The organism is Dyadobacter sp. OTU695, from assembly GCF_038440355.1.
Classification (GTDB): Bacteria; Bacteroidota; Bacteroidia; order Cytophagales; family Spirosomataceae; genus Dyadobacter.
On sequence record NZ_JASATN010000008.1, the window covers coordinates 233,253 to 253,291 of the forward strand.

The 20,039-nt window shown below is 52.0% G+C and carries 15 protein-coding genes; 7 read left to right on the forward strand and 8 right to left on the reverse strand.

Annotation, left to right across the window (positions count from 1 at the left end; translation table 11 throughout):
• Window positions 1–19: 19 nt before the first annotated feature.
• Window positions 20–199 (forward strand): hypothetical protein, encoded by a 180-nt coding sequence (locus AAHB90_RS16980; protein WP_342086401.1) that lies wholly within the window; start codon window positions 20–22, stop codon window positions 197–199.
• A 412-nt stretch (window positions 200–611) separates the two neighbouring features.
• Here AAHB90_RS16980 and AAHB90_RS16985 read toward each other — a convergent pair whose 3' ends face one another.
• Window positions 612–797, reverse strand: a complete 186-nt coding sequence (locus tag AAHB90_RS16985) for a hypothetical protein (RefSeq protein WP_342086402.1) — start codon at window positions 795–797, stop codon at window positions 612–614.
• A 17-nt stretch (window positions 798–814) separates the two neighbouring features.
• Between AAHB90_RS16985 and AAHB90_RS16990 the strand changes: the two genes are divergently transcribed.
• Both AAHB90_RS16990 and AAHB90_RS16995 read left to right on the forward strand, forming a co-directional pair.
• On the forward strand, window positions 815–3,562 hold the full coding sequence (locus tag AAHB90_RS16990; protein ID WP_342086403.1) for a TonB-dependent receptor: 2,748 nt from the start codon (window positions 815–817) through the stop codon (window positions 3,560–3,562).
• Between the two features lie 4 nt (window positions 3,563–3,566).
• Window positions 3,567–4,367, forward strand: coding sequence for a DUF4397 domain-containing protein (locus AAHB90_RS16995; protein ID WP_342086404.1), 801 nt, complete (start codon window positions 3,567–3,569; stop codon window positions 4,365–4,367).
• Window positions 4,368–4,432: 65 nt separating this feature from the next.
• On the opposite strand, the gene AAHB90_RS17000 is transcribed toward AAHB90_RS16995, so the two are convergent.
• The gene (locus AAHB90_RS17000) at window positions 4,433–4,840 is read right to left on the reverse strand and encodes a type II toxin-antitoxin system VapC family toxin (RefSeq protein WP_342086405.1); all 408 of its coding nucleotides are present in this window, start codon (window positions 4,838–4,840) and stop codon (window positions 4,433–4,435) included.
• 331 nt (window positions 4,841–5,171) lie between these two features.
• Entirely contained in the window at window positions 5,172–5,354 is a 183-nt protein-coding gene (locus AAHB90_RS17005; protein ID WP_342086406.1) for a hypothetical protein, read from the reverse strand.
• Window positions 5,355–5,599: 245 nt separating this feature from the next.
• Between AAHB90_RS17005 and AAHB90_RS17010 the strand changes: the two genes are divergently transcribed.
• Window positions 5,600–7,159 (forward strand): sulfatase, encoded by a 1,560-nt coding sequence (locus AAHB90_RS17010; RefSeq protein ID WP_342086407.1) that lies wholly within the window; start codon window positions 5,600–5,602, stop codon window positions 7,157–7,159.
• 136 nt (window positions 7,160–7,295) lie between these two features.
• On the opposite strand, the gene AAHB90_RS17015 is transcribed toward AAHB90_RS17010, so the two are convergent.
• The 4 genes from AAHB90_RS17015 to AAHB90_RS17030 all read right to left on the reverse strand — a co-directional run bounded on the left by AAHB90_RS17015 (window position 7,296) and on the right by AAHB90_RS17030 (window position 13,891).
• Window positions 7,296–8,441 (reverse strand): efflux RND transporter periplasmic adaptor subunit, encoded by a 1,146-nt coding sequence (locus AAHB90_RS17015; protein ID WP_342086408.1) that lies wholly within the window; start codon window positions 8,439–8,441, stop codon window positions 7,296–7,298.
• Between the two features lie 6 nt (window positions 8,442–8,447).
• Window positions 8,448–12,809, reverse strand: coding sequence for a CusA/CzcA family heavy metal efflux RND transporter (locus AAHB90_RS17020; protein WP_342086409.1), 4,362 nt, complete (start codon window positions 12,807–12,809; stop codon window positions 8,448–8,450).
• 96 nt (window positions 12,810–12,905) lie between these two features.
• Window positions 12,906–13,271 (reverse strand): hypothetical protein, encoded by a 366-nt coding sequence (locus AAHB90_RS17025; protein WP_342086410.1) that lies wholly within the window; start codon window positions 13,269–13,271, stop codon window positions 12,906–12,908.
• A 170-nt stretch (window positions 13,272–13,441) separates the two neighbouring features.
• Window positions 13,442–13,891 carry a hypothetical protein gene (locus AAHB90_RS17030; RefSeq protein ID WP_342086411.1) on the reverse strand — a complete coding sequence of 150 codons (450 nt, stop codon included), beginning with the start codon at window positions 13,889–13,891 and terminating at the stop codon, window positions 13,442–13,444.
• A gap of 194 nt (window positions 13,892–14,085) precedes the next feature.
• Between AAHB90_RS17030 and AAHB90_RS17035 the strand changes: the two genes are divergently transcribed.
• Together AAHB90_RS17035 and AAHB90_RS17040 are read left to right on the forward strand one after the other, a co-directional pair.
• A complete protein-coding gene (locus tag AAHB90_RS17035) occupies window positions 14,086–14,892 on the forward strand; it encodes a metallophosphoesterase family protein (protein ID WP_342086412.1) in 807 nt (268 codons plus the stop codon).
• Window positions 14,893–14,897: 5 nt separating this feature from the next.
• Complete coding sequence (locus tag AAHB90_RS17040; RefSeq protein ID WP_342086413.1) at window positions 14,898–15,494, forward strand: hypothetical protein; 597 nt, start codon at window positions 14,898–14,900, stop codon at window positions 15,492–15,494.
• Here the strand turns inward: AAHB90_RS17040 and AAHB90_RS17045 are convergent.
• The gene (locus AAHB90_RS17045) at window positions 15,491–18,166 is read right to left on the reverse strand and encodes a PAS domain-containing protein (RefSeq protein ID WP_342086414.1); all 2,676 of its coding nucleotides are present in this window, start codon (window positions 18,164–18,166) and stop codon (window positions 15,491–15,493) included. The two genes, AAHB90_RS17040 and AAHB90_RS17045, sit on opposite strands and share 4 nt — an antisense overlap.
• Before the next feature lie 141 nt (window positions 18,167–18,307).
• Between AAHB90_RS17045 and AAHB90_RS17050 the strand changes: the two genes are divergently transcribed.
• Window positions 18,308–20,020, forward strand: a complete 1,713-nt coding sequence (locus AAHB90_RS17050; RefSeq protein ID WP_342086415.1) for a hypothetical protein — start codon at window positions 18,308–18,310, stop codon at window positions 20,018–20,020.
• The last annotated feature ends 19 nt before the right edge of the window (window positions 20,021–20,039 follow it).

The window sequence follows — 20,039 nt, forward strand, 5'->3', positions numbered from 1 at the left end:
AACTGGAAATTTTTAGGTTTTGAAAAATGAAAAATTGCATAGCCTCGCCGGCCGCGCCTGGCCGTCAGCGCCTCGCTGGTGCGTTATCGGCAATACACTGGCTGCCCGCGCCGGAAATACTTCTTTTTTGATCCGAGGCATTTTGCAGGATTGGCCCGGATCGTCGGCAGGTCAGTGGTGGTTTGTGACCGGCCGGTAAATCATGCAGCAAATATAAAACAGCGGTTTTAATTATCTATAATTTTTGTAGACTAAGTAGAATAAACTCGTTTTTCATACCACCAGACTCCTACGCACGTACATATAATGCGGCCTGCGCATCTGGTGGCAACGTATCCGATTTGCCGTTTCAAAATTTTGATTAACCGGATTGAGCGGCATTACCTTTGTGACGTCTTACAATTACTACCTGCAAAGTAAAAGTGGATTTATAGGTGCAGCCGGGCGGCGACCGCCGACCACCGTTTTTTTCGGAAACTATAAATTTGCAAATCATGTCAAAACTGATTCACTCAAAGCATTTCGTGCAGAAAAGCACTCGTACACTCCACCGTTGTTGTCCGGCGGATGTCTGGCGGAGTTAAGCATCTGCTTTTTTAAATTATTTTAGTCTATAAAATCCGTAGATTAAATATAATAAACACAGATCCGACGATGTGCGGAATGGCTACCGACGGGAATGCAGGCTCTCCGTTGGTACACTGTGCGCCGGGTCGCCGGGACGCCGGTGCCCCGAGACGCCGGTGCACCAGAATGTCGGCCATTTCCGCCATCGCCGGATCAGGTTTCAAGTTCATTATCCCAAATAATACTTATGAAACATTTATTACTTTTTATACTTTTAATATCTACTCCCCTGCTTGCTCAGCAGCGCACGCTCACGGGCATCGTGCGGGCAGAAGACGGCGCTGCACTCCCGGGTGTGAATGTCTCTGTCAAAAATACACGTCAGGGCACGATCACCGATGTCGACGGTCGTTTCACCATTTCGCTCGTGAAGGGCGAAACCCTCTTGTTTTCCTTTATTGGCTTTACAGCAAAAGAACTGCCCATTACAGCTTCCAACGAATACAATGTGACGCTCCTTGCCAGCACACACACGCTCGGAGAAGTGCAGGTAGCGGGTTCTCGGAATGCTAACCGCACCAAAATCGATTCACCTGTCCCGGTAGACATTATCGATTTGAAACCTTTGCAGGAATCGGCCCCGCAGGTAAGCATTACGCAGCTCCTGCAATACGTTTCGCCCTCTTTTCACTCGGTGAACGGCACCAACGCCGGCGATGCAGGCTCCGCGTTGAACCTTTCGCAGCTGCGGGGATTAGGCGTAGACCAGTTGCTGGTGCTCGTAAACGGCAAACGCCGGCATAAAAGCGCCAACATCAACTGGGGTGGCCTGGGTAACGGCGCGACGGGCTACGACCTGAATGCAATACCTACGGCAGCCATCGAGCGTGTCGAGATCCTGCGCGACGGGGCGGCGGCGCAGTACGGTTCGGATGCCATCGCGGGCGTGATTAATATTGTGCTCAGCAAGAGCGTCGATCAGCTCACATTGAGCTCCACGGCCAGTTCACGTCGCCGCGGCGATGGCGTTACCACCCGCACCAACGCGAACTACGGTTTTGCTCTGGGCAAAAACGGCGGCTACCTGAACACTACGGCAGAATTTGCTACACAAGCCATTGCGATCCTTCCCGGTAACGACGATGCCGGCCTCTACCTCGGACCGATTTACGGCGGCGGCGCCAATACGCGCAATTACGATGCCATTTATACGAAAGAGATCGACGAAGCCATCCTTGCTTCCCGGGGCATCGACCGCCACCATTTTGACCGTCGCGGCGGCGGCTCCAATAAAGCCAAAGATGCATTGCTGTTCTTCAATGCGGCCGTTCCGATCCGCCAGAATGCCGAACTGTACGCATTCGGCGGCATCAGTCACCGCAACTCGCAGTTCACTGCCGTATACAGGCTACCGGGATGGACCGAGCGCAACAACGCTTTTCTGTACCCCGACGGCTTTCTGCCGGCGATGGAAAACATCATTACGGACAAATCAATTGCCGTCGGTATCAAAGGCAAGGTGCGTGACTGGGATGTGGATATTTCCAACGTGTATGGCAAAAATGATTTCGGGAATGTGATTACCAATTCACTGAACGCCAGTCTGGGACTGAAAACGCCTACCACTTTCGACGCGGGCAGCTACAACGCGAGCCAGAACACGGGCAGTATCGATATCAGCCGCTATTTTCCGAAGACACTGAAGGGTGTGAATGTAGCATTCGGGGCGCAATACCGGGTAGAAACTTATCAGATCATTGCCGGTGAAGAAGCGTCTTATTCCAAAGCCGACCTCCGGACAATCTATGGCCTTGATACTACGGCAGCGGGTATTGTCTACGAAACCAAAGAAGGCAGCATCGGCCTGAACGGTCTTTCCCCGGGTTCTCAAATCCACGCCGGCTTTCGCCCTGAAAACGAAGTGAGTGTAAGCCGTTCGGTATTGGCGGGTTATGCCGACATCGAGGCAAACATTGCCAGTAAATGGCTGGTGTCCGGCGCTGTACGACTCGAAAGCTTCTCGCAGCTCCGGAATGTGACTACCTACAAGGTCGCCACCCGGTACAGTATTGCCGACTGGCTGGGTGTTCGAGCGTCACACAACACGGGCTTTCGAGCGCCTGACCTGGCCCAATACTACTACACCGAAACATCCACCAGCTTCCAGCAGGGCCGTGCCATCGACCAGGTGACCGCCTCCAACCAGAGCGCAGCCACACGTGCGCTGGGCATACCCACGCTCACACCCGAGAAATCAAAGGGCTATGCCGCCGGCTTCACATCCCAGCCATTCCGGAACTTCGAGCTGACGGCCGACGCCTACCTCGTGGACGTTGACAACCGCGTGGGCAATACCGGCAATTTTTCGGCTACCGACGTCAATCTGCCGGCCGAAGTGCGGACATTGTTCGTGCAAACCGGCACAACGCAAGCCAAGTTCTTTTACAACTCGTTCAGCACCCGTACGAAGGGGCTTGAAGTTACCGGAAGCTACCGTACGCCATTTCGCAGCGGCACGTTGAGCCTGCTTTTGGGAGCCAATATTGTAAAAAACGAAGTGAGGCAGGTGAACACGCCCAAAGGACTGGAAGCATACCGTTACATCATTTTCAACGATGGCGAAAAAGCCCGGGTAACGTCGCAGATTCCTGGTCAGAAAATCACATTACAGGGCATTTTCAAGAAGGACCGCCTCACTTACCTGGCACGCGCCGTGTACTTCGGCTCTGTTACCAATGCCTCTGCATTGAATGCGACATTTCCGAAACCGGATTACTTCTACCAAAAATTGAAACCGATCTGGGTTGCCGACGTATCAGTGGCCTATTCACTGACAAAATCCATCCAGGCCACATTGGGAATTAACAACCTCTTCAACGAGCTGGGCGACTATTCTGATCCGAAATTAAGCGCATTAAATAATCCTTCAGTTATAGGCATCCAGAACGGCAGTGCCGGGATCCAGCCGTTTATTCGTGTTACCGCAAAACTTTAACCTCATGAGAACATTCAAGCGACTGACCAGTCCGGCTTTTCGGCTGCTGAGCATTATCCCGGCCATTCTCCTCGTCTCTGGCTGTAAAGACACTGGCTACCTCGACATTGACGCGGCCGACCGGCCTCCGTTGAACGCTTACATCAGCTTTGTCAATGCGCGTCCTGTGGATGCCGGCCTCTATTTCTGGACATTCACAGACAAAGTAACGCCTGCGCCCGTAGCCGTCAACAAGGCTTCGGAATACCTGCCGACCGTTTTCGGAAACGTGCAGATCAATTTCACCGAAGGTACCAATACGAGCTACAAAGCCTCTTATCAGTTCGGCAACTCCGCCACATTCACGGCAACCGGCCGTCCCAATGGCCCTATCGCGACCTTCTACCACACGGTAGTAGCCGCGCGGACTGCCAGCAACAAAGCCGACTCGCTAATTCTTTTTTATGACGATCTCAAAGCCCCGAGCTCGGGTAAAGCCAAGCTGAGGTTCATTAACCTCTCTCCTGGTGCGGGGACACTGGATGTCGTTCAGAACGGGAAAACGCTATTCAACGACGTAGCATATGGTCGCGCCGCCAACTCGGCATTGTCTGGAGAAGCATTAAGCGCCTGGTCGCTCGGCCCGTTCGAAACCGTCGGCGCCGGCACATTGAATGTAGATTATGTCAATGCTGCCACGGCCGTTAAAGTCGGAACGGCGAGCCTGCAACTTGAAGCCGGCAAAATATATACTGTCTTCACGAGAGGTCACACGAACGCAACGCCCGCTTTCGGCACGAGCATCATCGAACATCCTGTGAAGTAAATGGTGATTGGACAAAGTCTAAGCCGCGCTGCCGATTGGCGGCGCGGCTTTTTGTCTCTATATTTTTATTCCAAAACGATTACCCTCAATTTCGACAGTAAGGCAATTCTTTTAAAGTCAGACTTGTTAAAAGTATACAACTCATCGCAATGCCGTTCGGCAATGGCAGTATGGAGGCAATCGTTGATATGCTGAAAGCCCAGGTTTTTGCATAACGATATGGCTCGCTGCATTTCCGGCGCCTCGTAGCTAACAGGCCCGAAAGTCAGGAACGTGTTCATAGTTGATTCGATATCTTGCTTTGCCAGTCCTAAGCGATTCAAAACGTATGCAGTTTCCTGCATTAGCAAAAAGGATACTTTGAGTTTTCCCGAAGAGATTATCTGTTCCAAAATGGTTTTAGCAACCCGATACTTTGAAATATCTTGAGGTACTAAAAAATGAATCAGTACGTCTGTGTCGAGGTAAATCATAAATTTACCTCATCTGCAAGTTTAGAGATATCTATATTGGGATCGAGTTTTACGTCTTTGAATTGTTCTCGGAGTGACATTAATGACCGGCATAACTCTTGCTGAGACACGTCGTATGGCTTAACGTGTTCAACTACTACCTTCAATTCCTTGTCACCGAACATCTTCCTGACAAGCTCGACGAATGCAGGTGTGAGACTTTCTGGCTTCAAATGAAAAGTGTGTTGCATAGCTTTCTGAATTGCTTTTTATCAAAAATAACAATTTCAGAAAGCCCAAGCAACTCACTTTCGGGAAATGATAAGTTAATCGAATCATCAATTATCAGGCGCTACGCCACAGAAAGCATCCGGCGGCTCAGTGCGCTTACCCGAATGCCTTTCAGGTATTTCTTGCGTTCTTCTATTTCATTTTGATAACGGAAAGTATAGCCCGGACCAACGGCGCGTTTGAATTCCCGGGTGGCCTCTTTGATTTGTTTGCGTGAGATACCGCCGTATTCCAATTGGAGCAATTGAGACCTTTCAGGAGTAGATTTTTTGAGCTTCCAGTACTGCGGATGGTTCGGGCCGATCGGTTCGCGGAAACCGGCGTCGTGCTTTTCGCGGATGAGAAATTTAGTACTGAATAAACAATCTACTTATTTTATAGACAAAGTAAACTTAAAATCATCAATCTGCAAAACCCGGGTTACAAAAGTTCATCGAATTTCCCGATCTTGCCGCATGATCATTCTCTTACCTAAACCACTAATTAAACATGAATTCCCGCTTTTGCGCATGGCTGCGATCTGTGATGATACCGGCAGTGCTCCTCCTAACATTCCCCGCCCTGGCGCAGCCGACATCAAAAAGCAACCCCAATATCATTGTTTTCCTGGTCGACGATATGGGCTGGCAGGACACCTCCGTACCTTTCTGGACCAAGCCTACCGACTTCAACCGCCGCTACCACACGCCCAATATGGAGCGGCTTGCCCGCGAAGGCATTAAGTTCACGAACGCATACGCCATGCCCGTATGCACACCCACCCGTGTGAGCCTGATCACGGGCGTAAATGCGGCACGGACCCGCGTGACGCATTGGACATCGCCTGACAAAAACAAGAACACCGATTATGCCGATGCCACACTGAATGGTGTCGATTGGAATATCAACGGTTTCAGCCCGGTTGCAGGCGTGGAGCACACTTTCTATGCCACCGGTCTGCCTGAGGTATTGCGCCAAAACGGTTATTATACCGTACACAGCGGCAAGGCGCATTTTGGTTCTTCGGGCACGCCTGGTTCCGATCCGCTGAATGCGGGATTTGATGTAAATATCGCCGGAAGTTCGATCGGCCATCCTGCAAGTTATTCGGGCCGGGCCAATTACGACAGCCCCGTCAACGGAAAGCCTAACCGCAATGCGGTACCCGGCCTGGACGCTTATCATGGCACGGATACTTTCCTGAGCGACGCGATCACCACCGAGGCGCTCAAAGCAATCGACAAGCCGGTGGCGAACAAGAAACCGTTTTTCCTCTACCTCGCGCATTATGCAGTACACATTCCGCTGACAGCCGATCCACGTTTTCTGAATAAATACCTGCAAGCAGGCCTCGACAGCACCGAAGCCAAATATGCCGCTTTGATAGAGGGTATGGATAAAAGCCTGGGGGATGTGCTCCAATACCTCGACGACAAGAAGATCGCGGACAATACGGTAGTGCTGTTTATGTCCGATAACGGCGGCCTGAGCACCACTCCGGCACGCGGTGGCAAGGCGTGGACGCACAATCTGCCGCTAAAAGCAGGGAAAGGATCCGTTTATGAGGGCGGTATCCGCGAGCCGATGCTCGTGCGGTGGCCCGGGGTCGTTAAAGCCGGTGCAGTAGCCGATCAATATGTGATTGTGGAGGATTTCTTCCCCACCATTCTGGACATTGCTGGTGTAAGGAATGCCAAAACAGTTCAAAAGGTGGACGGAAAGACATTTATGCCGATCCTTAAAAATCCGGCATTCAAAGATGAACAGCGGGGGCTGGTATGGCATCACCCTAACCGATGGATCGCAGCCGAAGGTCCGAACATTCACTATGCCACCGCATTCCGGCAGGGTGACTGGAAGCTCGTCTACGACTACCGCCAGGCTAAGCTCGAACTGTACAACCTGCGCGATGATATCGGCGAGGAACACGACCTGGCAACTTCCAACCCCACGAAAGTAAAAGCGCTGGCAAACCTTCTGACCAGACAACTCAAAGCGTGGAATGCGCAATGGCCGACCTTCAAAACAACAGGCAAATCGGTGCCTTTCCCCGATGAGCTGACGCTTTAATAACAAAACACCTCCCGAGAAGCCCCGAGAGGTGTATTCGCTTTACTCAACGTGTACAACAAGCTGTACAACCATTATACCTCAAAATATAGTGCCTGCGCAACCTGCTGTCACACAATTTTTTACCAAACCGGTACTATCCTTCGTCATCCGTATTCTTCATCTTCATTAAAAGCGCATATGCGTTGCGGATAACGATCTTCGATTTGGCGTCTATATCAGGACCACCGATCAGCTGAAAACCGTCTTTTGCCGTCCCAGGCTCGATTTCCACCATTTCAAAGTTACCCCGGTCGCGTTCAAGGAAAACGAAGGACTTGTTCTTCCAGCGAACGACGGCATCTTCGGGTACCGCAAGGCCCTTTTTCCCCTCTACCGAAACTTCCCCGTTCATAAACATCCCGGGCACAAGGCCGGCACTATACTGGTCGAAATGGCAATGCACTTCTGCCATTCTGTCATCGTCAAGGCTCTTTCCAACCAGGATAATTTTGGCTGTAAACTTCTTTGAAGGATCGGCATTGGCGTAAGCGGTAACCCGCTGCCCGAGCGATAAGGCATTCAGGTCCTTTTCAAACACATTCAAGGCCAGGTGAATGTCTTTCGGATCGACCAGTTCGAAAAGCATATCAGTCGGCGCGGTGTATTTACCTACGTTTACATTCACTTTTGAAACAAAACCATTGATCGGTGAAAGGATTGGGACAGTTTTGGAAATGTTATCCGGAGTCAGTTTTCCAGGCGCTATTCCGATTACTTCCAGCTTCCGCGCGAGCGCATTCATCAGGATCCGTTGGGTTTCCATTTCCGCCCTGGCTTGCTGAAAAACCTTGTCGCTGGCCGCTTTACTTTGATTCAGGTCTTTCTGACGGGCATATTCATTCTCAGCCAGTTCGAATTTGGCATGCGCCGTCAGGTAATCCTGTTGAAGTTGAATAAACTGCATATCTTCCAGTTCCGCCAGCACCTGCCCCTTCCTGACCCGCATACCTGGCAGCATTTTCGTCGATTTGAGATAGCCTCCCAGCGGAAAGCTGAGACTGATGGTACTCTGGGGCGGCACGTCGATCTTCCCCTGAAGCATGAGCGTTCCGGAAATGTCTTTTAAAGTCGGCCTGCCGACCTCAATCCCCACGTTGCGGACTTGTTGCGGATTAAATGACACAAGGCGCATGGCGGGCGCGGCGGCTTCGCCAGTCGTATCTTCTTGCCGTTCCTGCTCAGCAGTACCGCATGACAGGCAGATCCAAAGTGCTGCGGATATCAAAATGTATGTTTTCATAATGGCTTACTGGTTGTTCAAATGAAGTAACTGGATGACGGCTTCGTTGTAAGAGCTCAATGCGTTCACGTATTCGCCTTTTATGGCGATCGATTGCCCTGCGAGAATGACCCATTGCAGGTAGTCGATCTCACCGCTCACAAACTGGCGATCGGCCACGACCATAATCGTTTCAGCATTAGGAAGGCCCTGCTGCTCGTAATAGCGCAGGTTTTCGGCGAATTTCCGGACCTGTCCGTTCGCATTCCGCATATCGGAACGCAGGCGTTCTTCGGTAAGCTCAGCGTCATTTTGCGCGCGAAGCCACCCAATACGAGCTGCGGAGATCTGCGCCGTATGGGCTTTAAAAAAGATCGGGATATTGATTCCCAGGCCGTAGTAACCAAACCGGTCGCCCGAGGTCAGGTTTACTTCCCGGCCGTCGAGCAGCTGGGTTCCGCGAAGGCTCTGGTTATTGTAAGACGCGGAAAGTTCGGGCAAAAGCTTCGACTTCTCCGTCCGGTAACGGAAGTACGCCGATTCCGTCAGCTGTTTGCCCATCTCGATCACGGGCAGGTCTAATGCGGTCGTCATGGTGTCAGGCAGGTTCTGCGCCGGCATACGTGGCGTGTTCCATTCAGGGATGTAGGCCAATGAGTCCTGCAACCAGAAATTGAACTGTTCGAGCACGATACCGAGATCCTGCCGGACGAGGTTGAGCTGATTGGCAATCTGCTGCTTCTGCGAAATAGCGGCCGTTTTTTCCAATACATTGGAAGCACCGCGTTCGAAACGGAGGGTGGATTTCTCCTCAAAACCGGTGAAAATACTATCGGCATAGACCAACAGCTTTTCCCGTTCCTTCAACACGGCATATTCATAGAAAACCCGCCGCACGCCCGTACGTACCTCCTGCTCGGTCAGCCTGGTCTGAGCCTGGGCTGCCCGGTAATCTGCTTCGCGGGCTTTGCGCTGGTTGGTATAAACCGACGGGAAGGCGATCGATTGTGTAATACCGATGCGCGTGTCGTTGTTCGGACTGTTGAATTTACCATAATCGGCGCTGATCCCTGTTTTGGCAATATCGAATGCCGTACCTCTCAGCTTTTCCGCGGCGCGTTCACCCAAACGGCTTCCCTTAACGGTCCGGTTGTTTGTCCATGCTTTTTGTACCGCTTCTTCAAGGCTTATAGGATTGTTTTGAGCATGAACAACGTTCGAGAACAACATTAGCAAGCCTACTACAGTGGCGACAATGCGTTGCTTTATCTCCGGCTTATTTTTTGAATTAAACAACAAATACAAAGCCGGTAGCACAAAAAGCGTGAGCAACGTAGCGGTGATCAGCCCGCCTATCACCACCGTAGCCAGCGGCCGCTGCACTTCCGCCCCGGCGCCATTGCTGACGGCCATCGGCAGGAAACCGAGCGATGCCACGGCGGCAGTCATTAACACCGGACGCAACCGGTTACGCGTGCCCGTCATTACCAGTTGCCAGGCATCGGTGATCTGTCCTTCCTTTTTGATCCTGTTGAATTCGGAGAGCAATACGATGCCGTTTAGAACCGCCACCCCGAACAATGCGATGAAGCCGACACCCGCCGAAATGCTGAATGGCATCCCCCGTATGACAAGCGCAAAAACGCCGCCGATCGCCGAAAGGGGAATTGCCGTGTAAATGAGCGCCCCGTCCCTGACAGACGAAAATGTGAAATACAACATCATGAAAATCAGCAGAAGTGCCACTGGTACAGCGATTCCCAGTCGCGCCTTTGCTTGCTGAAGATTTTCGAACGCACCTCCGTAGGTAATCGAATAACCGCTTTCGAACTTCATTTTCGCTTCCACTTGCTGCTGCAACTCTTCCACGATCGATTGCACATCGCGGCCCCGCACGTTGAAACCGACAATAATGCGCCGCCGCGTGTCTTCGCGTTGGATCTGATTGGGTCCTTCTATTTCGCGTACGGTGGCGACCTGACTAAGCGGGATTTGCAGGCCGTTGGGTGTCGATACGAGCAAATTCTGCACATCGGCCATGCTTTTGCGCCCTTCCGGTCCCACGCGTACCACAAGGTCGAACCGCTTTTCGCCTTCATAAATCTGCCCCGCGGCCGCTCCTGCAAACGCCGCGTTAATCGTTTTGTTCAACTCGTCGATATTCAAACCGTATTTTGAGATTTCGGCCCGGTTAAAGTCGATCACGATCTGCGGCATACCCGTCACTTCCTCCACATACCAGTCGGCGGTACCATTCACACGCCTGGCGATCTGGCCAAGCTGATCGGCATAGGCGGTGAGCTTATTGAGGTCCTCACCGAAAATCTTGCATACCACATCCTGTTTTGCCCCGGTCATTAGCTCGTTGAAACGCATTTGGACTGGATACTGGAACCCGGTTGTGACCCCCGGAACGACTTCCTGGGCCGTTGCAGCCATTTTGGTGGCCAATTCCGGGAAAGTCGTGGCATTGGTCCATTCCGATTTGTCCTTCAATACGATGATCATGTCCCCACCCTCGATCGGCATCGGGTCGGTAGGGATTTCGGCGCTGCCAATGCGCGATACGACCTTGATCACTTCCGGATAATCCTTTTTCAGCCGGTCGGAAATGCGGTTGATCGCCTCGATGGTCGTACTGAGGTTAGTGCCCACTAAAAGCCGTGTTTCAGTGGCGAAATCGCCTTCTTCGAGCTGGGGGATAAACTCCCCGCCCATCTGACTGAAAAGCCATACCGCCCAGCCGAAAAGCACAAATGCACCGCCTGCGATTGCGCGCTTGAAGCGCAATGCGCCTGTAAGCGTTCGCTCATACGCGCGTTCGATCCTAGTCATAATCTTGTCGGACCAGTTGGGTCCCTGGCCGATTTTCCTGCTGATCAGCAGCGAGCTGATCATGGGCACATAAGTGAGCGATAAAATGAATGCGCCCAAAATTGCAAATGCGACCGTCTGCGCCATCGGCTTGAACATCTTGCCCTCAATGCCCGATAGTGAGAGTATCGGCAGGTAAACGATCAGAATGATTATTTGCCCGAAAACGGCGGCGTTCATCATGCGGCTAGCGGAGCCCGACACCTCGTCATCCATTTGCTGCTGACTTAGCCGGTTTATTCCCACGTATTTTTTGGAGGTATGCAGATGGTGCAGGATCGCCTCGACGATGATCACCGCTCCATCGACGATCAGCCCGAAGTCCAGTGCCCCGAGACTCATCAGGTTTCCGCTCACCCCAAACAGGTTCATCATCGCCACCGCAAAAAGCATCGATAGCGGGATCACGGAAGCCACGATGAACCCGGCCCCCAGGTTCCCCAAAAAGAGCACAAGCACGATCACGACGATCACCGCGCCTTCAAGCAAGTTGCGCTCGACCGTGCCAATGGCGTTGTTGACCATCTTGGTGCGATCTAGAAATGGTTCTATTTCAAGCCCTTCCGGTAAAGTCTTGCTAATCTCTGCAATGCGCGTTTTTACATTCCCGATCACTTCCGACGAATTTCCGCCTTTGAGCATCATCACAATGCCCCCGGCAACTTCGCCGTAACCGGCCATAGTGAGTGCGCCGTAGCGGATGGCAGGCGCAAACCGCACCTGGGCCACATGGCGTACCAGCACCGGCACGCCGGCACGGTTGGCAACGACAATATGGTTGATATCCTCGATCGACCCCGCTAGTCCCAGGCTGCGGATATATAGTACCGTAGGGCCTTTTTCGATGTAGGCGCCGCCGACATTCTGGTTGTTACGGCTTAATGCGGTGAGTATGTCGGATATGGTCAATCCCATCGCTTTCAGGCCCGACGGATCGACGGCTACTTCATATTGTTTCAATTCTCCCCCGAACGTCGAAACATCGGCAACGCCGGGCGTGCCCAGTAATTGCCTGCGGATGAGCCAGTCCTGCGTGGTACGGAGATCGGCGAGTGAGAACTTTTTCTCAAACCCCTTTTTAGGTTTAACCACATATTGATAAATCTCTCCAAGGCCAGTCGTAACAGGCGCCAGCTGGGGTTTACCGGCAGTTTCAGGCATGTCGACCTGCGAAAGCCGTTCGGTGACCTGCTGGCGTGCCCAGTAGATGTCGGAGTCGTCGTCGAACACGATCGAAACCAGCGAAAGACCGAAACGCGACATGCTGCGGCTTTCCCGGAGGCCGGGGATATTGGCCGTGGCCTGCTCGATCGGGAATGTGATAAGGCGCTCCACGTCTTCGGTCCCCAGCGATGGCGCCGTGGTGATAATCTGTACCTGGTTGTTGGTGATGTCGGGGACGGCATCGATGGGCAACCGGGTAAGTTCATAAATGCCGCAGGCAACCCACAGCAACATGAATATCCCGATCACCAGCTTGTTCTCCACGGAGAACCTGATGATTCTGTTCAGCATATTGGTCGAAAGAATAAATACACGGATACGCGCACAGCCAGACAGGTGGTGTGCACGGAAATTTACGCCGGGCGCTATCTGCCCGGTCCGGTGTATTTATGCCCGCGGCGGGCGGAAGAGTGAGCCCAGGACAGTACTGTAAGCAACCTGAGGCACAGCGGGGCCATATTCGGCTTTAACAGGAAGATAAACCCTCCTGAATGTAAAAACGGGTGCAAGAGGTACGAAAATGAAGCTGGATGTATGCGCTTCCACCTTTTTGAAAGGCAATTGCATGTCCTTGTCGTCGTCATTATCATTGATATCCTTTCCCAGGTAATGCATGGAAAGGAAGTCGGTGAAGGTAATTTCGTGGTTGAGCGACTGGTGTTCCTCGAAATGCCTGAGCAGCAAGGGCATCTTGTACACCTGGCACAGCGAGGTAGTATCCAGGATAACTATAAATAAAATGATATTTCGCAATAGCCGTCTCACGCCGGTAAAAGTAACTCACGGGATCATTAAAATCAACCGCAGGCCATTTTAAATAGCATTATTGGTTTTCGATTTACTCAAAACAAAACTTGCCGACGACCGGCCGGCAAGTTTTGAAATCAAAAAGTACAAATTTCTTCAAGCTCTCTCACATTTAACTAACGGGCACCTTGCAGCGAAGCGAGTTTGGACTCGTCCTCAGCGATCTTCTTTTTGAGCGATTCAATGTTCTTGTTCAGTTTATCGAGGTTCTGTACAGCCCGTCGCGCCCTTTTCGCATCGCGGCTTGCCGACCCGGCACTTTTACTGGCCCTCCGCGCATCTTTTTTGTCCTGCGGATTATCGCCCAGCTTTTCAGCTGCTTTCTTGTTTTCCTCGGCAGATTTCCGGGCTTTTTCAGCGGTACTTGCAACTTCCTCTGTTTTTTGAGGAACCTGGTTTTCCAGTTTGGCCAGTTCAAGCTTTCGTTCGTTCAGCCGCTTGCTGACTTCGATTACCTGCTTCTGGTCTTTCAGCATGTTGATAGAGTCTTTGGACACCACCTGGGCCGATACTGACAGCGATATCAGCAAAAGTCCCAATACTCCTACTATGTCCTTGATTTTCATAATGGTATTGTATTTAAATAAAAGATAAAAGACCGATCCGCGCAAAAACCATGCCCGGATACATGGTTAAATATAATGTTACCGAAGGAATCAAACAACGATTTTCGGAGTTATTCGGAAGCGTCCGTGGCGTGCGACTCCCGAAGTCGGATCCTGGGCGTGGAATCACTCTTATCACTAAATCATCAATAAACTTGAAAAATGTAGTACACTGGGCCTGCCTCGGCCTGGTTTTAATGCTCACTTCCTGCGACGACCTTTTCCAGTACAATCCCAACGAGGAAACACTTTTAGACAGGGACAAGGACCTTACCGCCAGGAACATCGAAAGAATCAGCCATCTGCCCGTTTCCGATACCACACGGTTCATTCTGATGGGCGACTCGCAGCGGTGGTACGACGAGTGCGAGGAATTTGTACGGAGCGCCAACCAGCAAAAGGGCATTTCATTCGTGCTGCACGCAGGCGATATCTCTGATTTCGGTCTTACCCAGGAGTTCAAATGGGTGAACGAGATCATGACCCGGCTAAAATATCCCTACGTAACGGTGATCGGCAATCACGACATCGTCGCCAATGGGTCGGCCACTTACCGCAAAATGTTCGGGCCGCTGAACTATTCTTTCAGCTTCGGGCGCGACCGGTTCATTTTTATCAACACCAATTCCCGCGAATATGCATTCGACGGCTCGGTACCCGATATTTCGTGGCTGAAAGCGCAGCTCGCCAACAATCCCGAAAAAAAGAATACGATCCTTGTCGGACATGTGCCGCCTTTTGATGCGGATTTTGACAAAAATCTCGAAGAACCCTACACGAACGCCCTCGCCGACGACCCGAATGTAAAGTTCACGCTCTACGGCCATCAGCACCGGTTCTATGAAGGAGAATTTTATGACGACGGCGTAAACTACCACCTCACCACCTCCATGGGTGCGCGTGGCTACATGATTATTTCGACCTGGAAAGACGGTTATAATGTTGAACGCGTCGAATTCTGAAAGCCATGAAAAATTATCTGCTATCTCTTTTCTTTTTGATAAGTCTGTCCTCGCTGGCACAGGAAGTGGGCCTGAATCCTTACCGCAAATGGTACATGCCGGATCACTTGAAGTTGCAATTTGCGGGAAACATTGGTTTTCTTTCGGGCGGGCCGGGCTATGTCTCGCGTAACAAGACGCTGGAAACGGATCTGCTCTTCGGGTTTTTACCTCAGAAATTCGGTGGAGACGCGCTGGTAACAACCACGCTCAAGACCACCTATTCGCCCTGGCGTATCGGCTTGAAAAACGATTACTACATCAGGCCGTTCTCGATCGGGGCGTATCTGAGCTACACGTTCGGTCCGCAGTTTGATACCAAATGGCCTTCCTACTACCCGGCAGGATACTACTGGTGGGCAACGTCAATCCGGCCCGGAGCTTACCTCGGTGGCAAAGCCGGGCGAAACGTGGTAGTAAATAACCGGCGGAGATCATTGGAATTGTATTACGAACTGGGTACCTACGATCTTTTGATTATCAGTTATGTACAAAACAAAAGCTTCCTTAAACTACACGATATTGTGAGTCTTTCACTGGGCGTCAAATTCGGTTTTGATTAAATGCGCTCGGTTTTAGAGGAAATGTCGCGGATGATTTCATCCAAATCATGTGCCGACGTGAGTACGTGATCGAGCAGTTCGCTTTTCTCAATGTCCGAATGCTGGTAGTTACGGATCAGGTCTATCAGGCCCATCAGTCTCGCCAGCGGAGCGCGTATGACGTGCGACTGCATCCAGGCAATCTCCTGCAATTTATGGTTCCGTTCCTCTATCTCACTGATGTAACGCAGGCGGTCGGTTACGTCGTGCCCGATCGCGATCCAGTGCGTGTGTACACCGCGTGCATCGGTAACGGGCAACAGCGCCAGGTTTATGAAAAACTCCTCTCCGTCGCGGACATAACGCAGCGTGGCACCTTTAAGCGGTTCGAGGTTATAGATGGCGTCTTGCAGCCGGTCGAAATCATTTCGCGCGGGACTGAAACCTTTCAATAACGCCGGACTCTTGCCTACTACTTCTTCCGGAAGGTGCCCGGTAACCCGCGTGAATGCCGCATTGACATACAGGATTTTAAGCCCGGAAATGTCGTTTGGGTCAGACTCGGCGATCAGCACCGCGTCGTTGGTATTGGTAATCACCGACACAAGCAGTTTCAGCTCGTGCTGCTCCTGGCGGGCCTTGGTCACATCCCTTAAAACACCAATCATGCGAACCGCCTTTCCTGACTGGTTGCGTCTGATATAGCCAATTTCCTCCACGTAAGCATATTGCCCATCGGCCTTTAAAAAACGGTAGTCTGCGCTCCATTTGTGCTGCTCAGGATCGGCAAGCTGGACTTCGAGGCTATCCGCGATCGTTTCGCGGTCGGCAGGATGCACGCGCACAGCCCAACGCGACAGCGGGTAATCCACCGATTCGGCCTCGTTACCGAAAAGCCGGAAAAAGCCGTCGCCCCACTTGATATGGTCACGGATCAGGTCCCAATCGAAAATGGCGTCGTTGGTTGCCATATTCACATATTCGTAGCGCTCGTTGACACTTTGCAAGAGCTCCGAATTTTGCCTGTTTTCGAAAATCACTTTCAATATCGAGCCTACCCGCTCGATCACTTTCAGCTCGTCTTCACCCGGGATGGCGATTCGGTCGTAATATATCGCGAAGGTCGCCACTACCTCCCCGTCCAGAATGATGGGATGCGACCAGCAGGCGAGCAGGTTATACGGCAAAGCCAGATGCCGGTAATCTTTCCAGCGCGGGTCGCTGGCAATATCGCTTACGATCACCTGTTGCCGCGAAAAGGCGGCCGTTCCGCACGAACCGGCATTCTCCCCGATCTCCTGATTTTCGATGGCTGCCACGAATTCGGGAGGCAGCGAAGGTGCCGCCAGGCTGTAAAGTTTTTTGTTTTTAATCCCCAGCAGAGAGCACCTGGAATGGGGAAACATAGCTTCCACCCCTCTCACGTAGGTATCAAGCACGTTGGCCAGCGGCGTGCCCTTTACCGAATTCATTTCGAGCACGATCTTTTCAAGGTGTTCCAGGCTCTCCAGGCGTTTAGCCTCCGTCACATCGACCATCAGGCCCCTCAGCGTTACCGCTTTGCCATTCTCGCGGATCACCGACACCACGTCTTTGATCCATACCAGGCTGCCATCGGCCTTCCACATGCGGTAATCGAAGGTATGGTTCCGAAGGCCGCGCGTTTCCTGATGGCAATAACTGATTGCCTGTTTGCGATCGTCCGGATGAATGTGGTCCTGCCAGAAATCTGGGTCGGCCAGCCATTGCTGCGGCGTGTAGCCCAGGATATTCCAAACCCGGTCGCTGATAAAGCTGAATTGGAAAGTCTCGGCATCCGCTTCCCAGACGATCCCGTCGACGGTTTGAATCAACGATTCGAACTGCCGGTAGGACTCCACGAGCTTCTGCTCAACGAGCTTCCGGTCCTGAATATCCTGTATTACACCGTAAATGCGGGAGCAGATACCCTCCACGACCTCTGCCTTTCCGGTAACACGGGTCCACTTTTCCCGGCCCTGCCCGGTAATGATTATCAATTCGAGGTCAAAGAGCTTCCCGCTGACGATTGTCTCCTGCACAGCCTGCATGAACGCATCGCGATGCTCACCGGGCTGGTAAAATTCCATCGCCGTCAGAAAACCAGGCTCGTAGTCGGCCGGTACCTCGTGAATTTCCTTTACCACATCCGACCAGTTGATCATTTCGTTGATCAGGTCTACCTCCCAGCTTCCAATGCGTGCGACCTGGAGGGTTTCGCTTAGAAATTTCTCGGATGTGAACGGGCGGTGCGTCTGCCGCGCCAGGGTAACCTCGGTCACGTCGGTGACAGTGCGAAGAATGTGCGTTAATTCGCCGCTATCGTTCCTAACCGGCGTGTTGGTTGAGATCAGATATCTGGTGCCGTTCCCGGGCAAAATGTGTTTCGAGACGGGCGATTGGTTGGGTAAACCGTCGGCCACCAGCTTTTCGAGCAGGTTATTCCAGGGCGCGACACGGTTATATGGATTATTGGGAAATGCCTCATAAAACCCCTTGCCGATCAAATCGTTACGCGACATAGAAACCAGTTCAAGATAGGCGTCGTTCACCTCGGCTATCGTAAACTTCGGAACGTCCGGCAACAGCACCAGGCTCGGCGCGGGCACGAATTTGAATACCTGACTTAGATAATTGTCGATCATATCGCTTTCGGCCAAAATGGCCCGATGCACAGTTTCCCTACCGATACCTTATACACGCCGACTTCGATTTCCATCGGCGTAAGGCCCCTATCATTCCTACAATTTAAAGATATTTCCGACCAAATAAGCCAATTTAATTACTATATTGGGATTGAAGCCTTAACTTTTCTCATGAAAATCATTCTACCCATCGCTGCCTTGTCGCTGTTGACAGGCATTGTCGCTTTCGAACACCTATCGCCGAAAACGATACCCTCGCCGGCTCCCGGAGAGATCGCCGTGTGCGGGCCCGCTTATCAGAATCCTCAGGCGCCGCTGCTCAATGGTAAATACGTTGTGGCGCTTCCCGGGTGGGGCGTTTTTTCCTATAAAGTTTCGACCAGCTCCGATAGCTCGCAGTTCTACTTCGACCAGGGGCTGAATATGTACTACGGGTATCATTTCAAAGAGGCCGTTGCTTCATTCCGTGAGGCAGGGCGGATCGACTCTACGAACGCGATGGCGTTCTGGGGGCAGGCACTCGCAATGGGTCCTTACTACAATGCGGCACATATGTATACCAAACCCGCCGAAGTGGCCCTGGCGCTGGCAAAGATGAACAGCCTGACCGACCATGCTACCGGCAAGGAAAAGTTATTGATCGACGCCATGAATGCCCGCTATTCTGATGACCCCACCGATTCCAAACGCGCGGAACTGAACCAGGCCTACTCCGGCAAACTTAAAAAACTCGTAGCCGATCATCCCGACGAAAACGAATTCAAACTCCTTTATATCGATTCCCAAATGCTGATGCATGCCTGGGACTTTTGGAAAACTGACGGCACGGCCAAGCCCTGGACACCCGAATTGGTTGCATTGTGCGAAAAAGCATTGAAAGTTGCCCCGAAGCACCCTGCGGCCTTGCATTATTATATCCACCTGACCGAGGCATCCAAACATCCCGAAGTGGCGCTCGCGAGCGCGGAAGCATTGCGTGACCTGCTTCCGGGCGTGGCGCACATGGTACACATGTCCAGCCACGAGTACGAGCGCAACGGCTTGTTCACGGAAGGCGTGGAAGTGAACAACCTCGCCGACGACGCGCTGCTCAACTATGATATGCTTGCGAAGAACCTGTCCCTCGTCAAGCATTCTCCTCATTATTTTGCAGTGCAGACTTACTGTGCCCTGAGCGCCGGCATGTACAGCGACGCGATGCGCTACGCAAAGCGCCTCCGCGGGAGTGTGGCGCCAAAACCCGAAACCACCTACGATCAGTATCTCTACATGCTGCCCGTCATGGTTCAGGTAAGAATGGGTAAATGGCAGCAAATCCTTACCGATTCAGTCACCCCCGATCCGGCATGGACTTACGCAAGCCTGCTTTCTGATTTTGCAAAAGGCATCGCATTTGCCAATACCGGCCGCGTCGATTCGGCTGCGGCCAGACTTTCATCGCTGAAAATCAAAGCCCAGGATCCCGTTTTAACCAAGCGGAGAATCCCGTTCAACGCGCCGGTAGAAATAGCGGCCATTGCCGAAAAGATACTCGAAGGCGTGGTTGCCATCTCGCGAAACGAATGGGCCAAAGGCATCAGTGCTTTGCAAATAGCCGTGAAACTGGAAGACAACCTCATTTACACCGAACCCAAAGACTGGCCGCTACCTTCCCGCCAGTTCCTGGGCGCATACGTGCTCAAATCGGGTAATCCTGCATTGGCCGAAAAAGTGTATCGCGAGGACCTGATCTATAACCCATCCAATGGCTGGTCTCTCGTCGGTCTGGCACGAAGCCTGAAAGCACAGCGAAAAACAAAGCAACTGGCAGGCATCAAGGCAAAATATGAACGTGCATTCGCAAAAGCCGAGCAGATTCCGGCAGGCTCTGTCTTTATGAAGTAAGAGCGCTGTTCAACCTTAT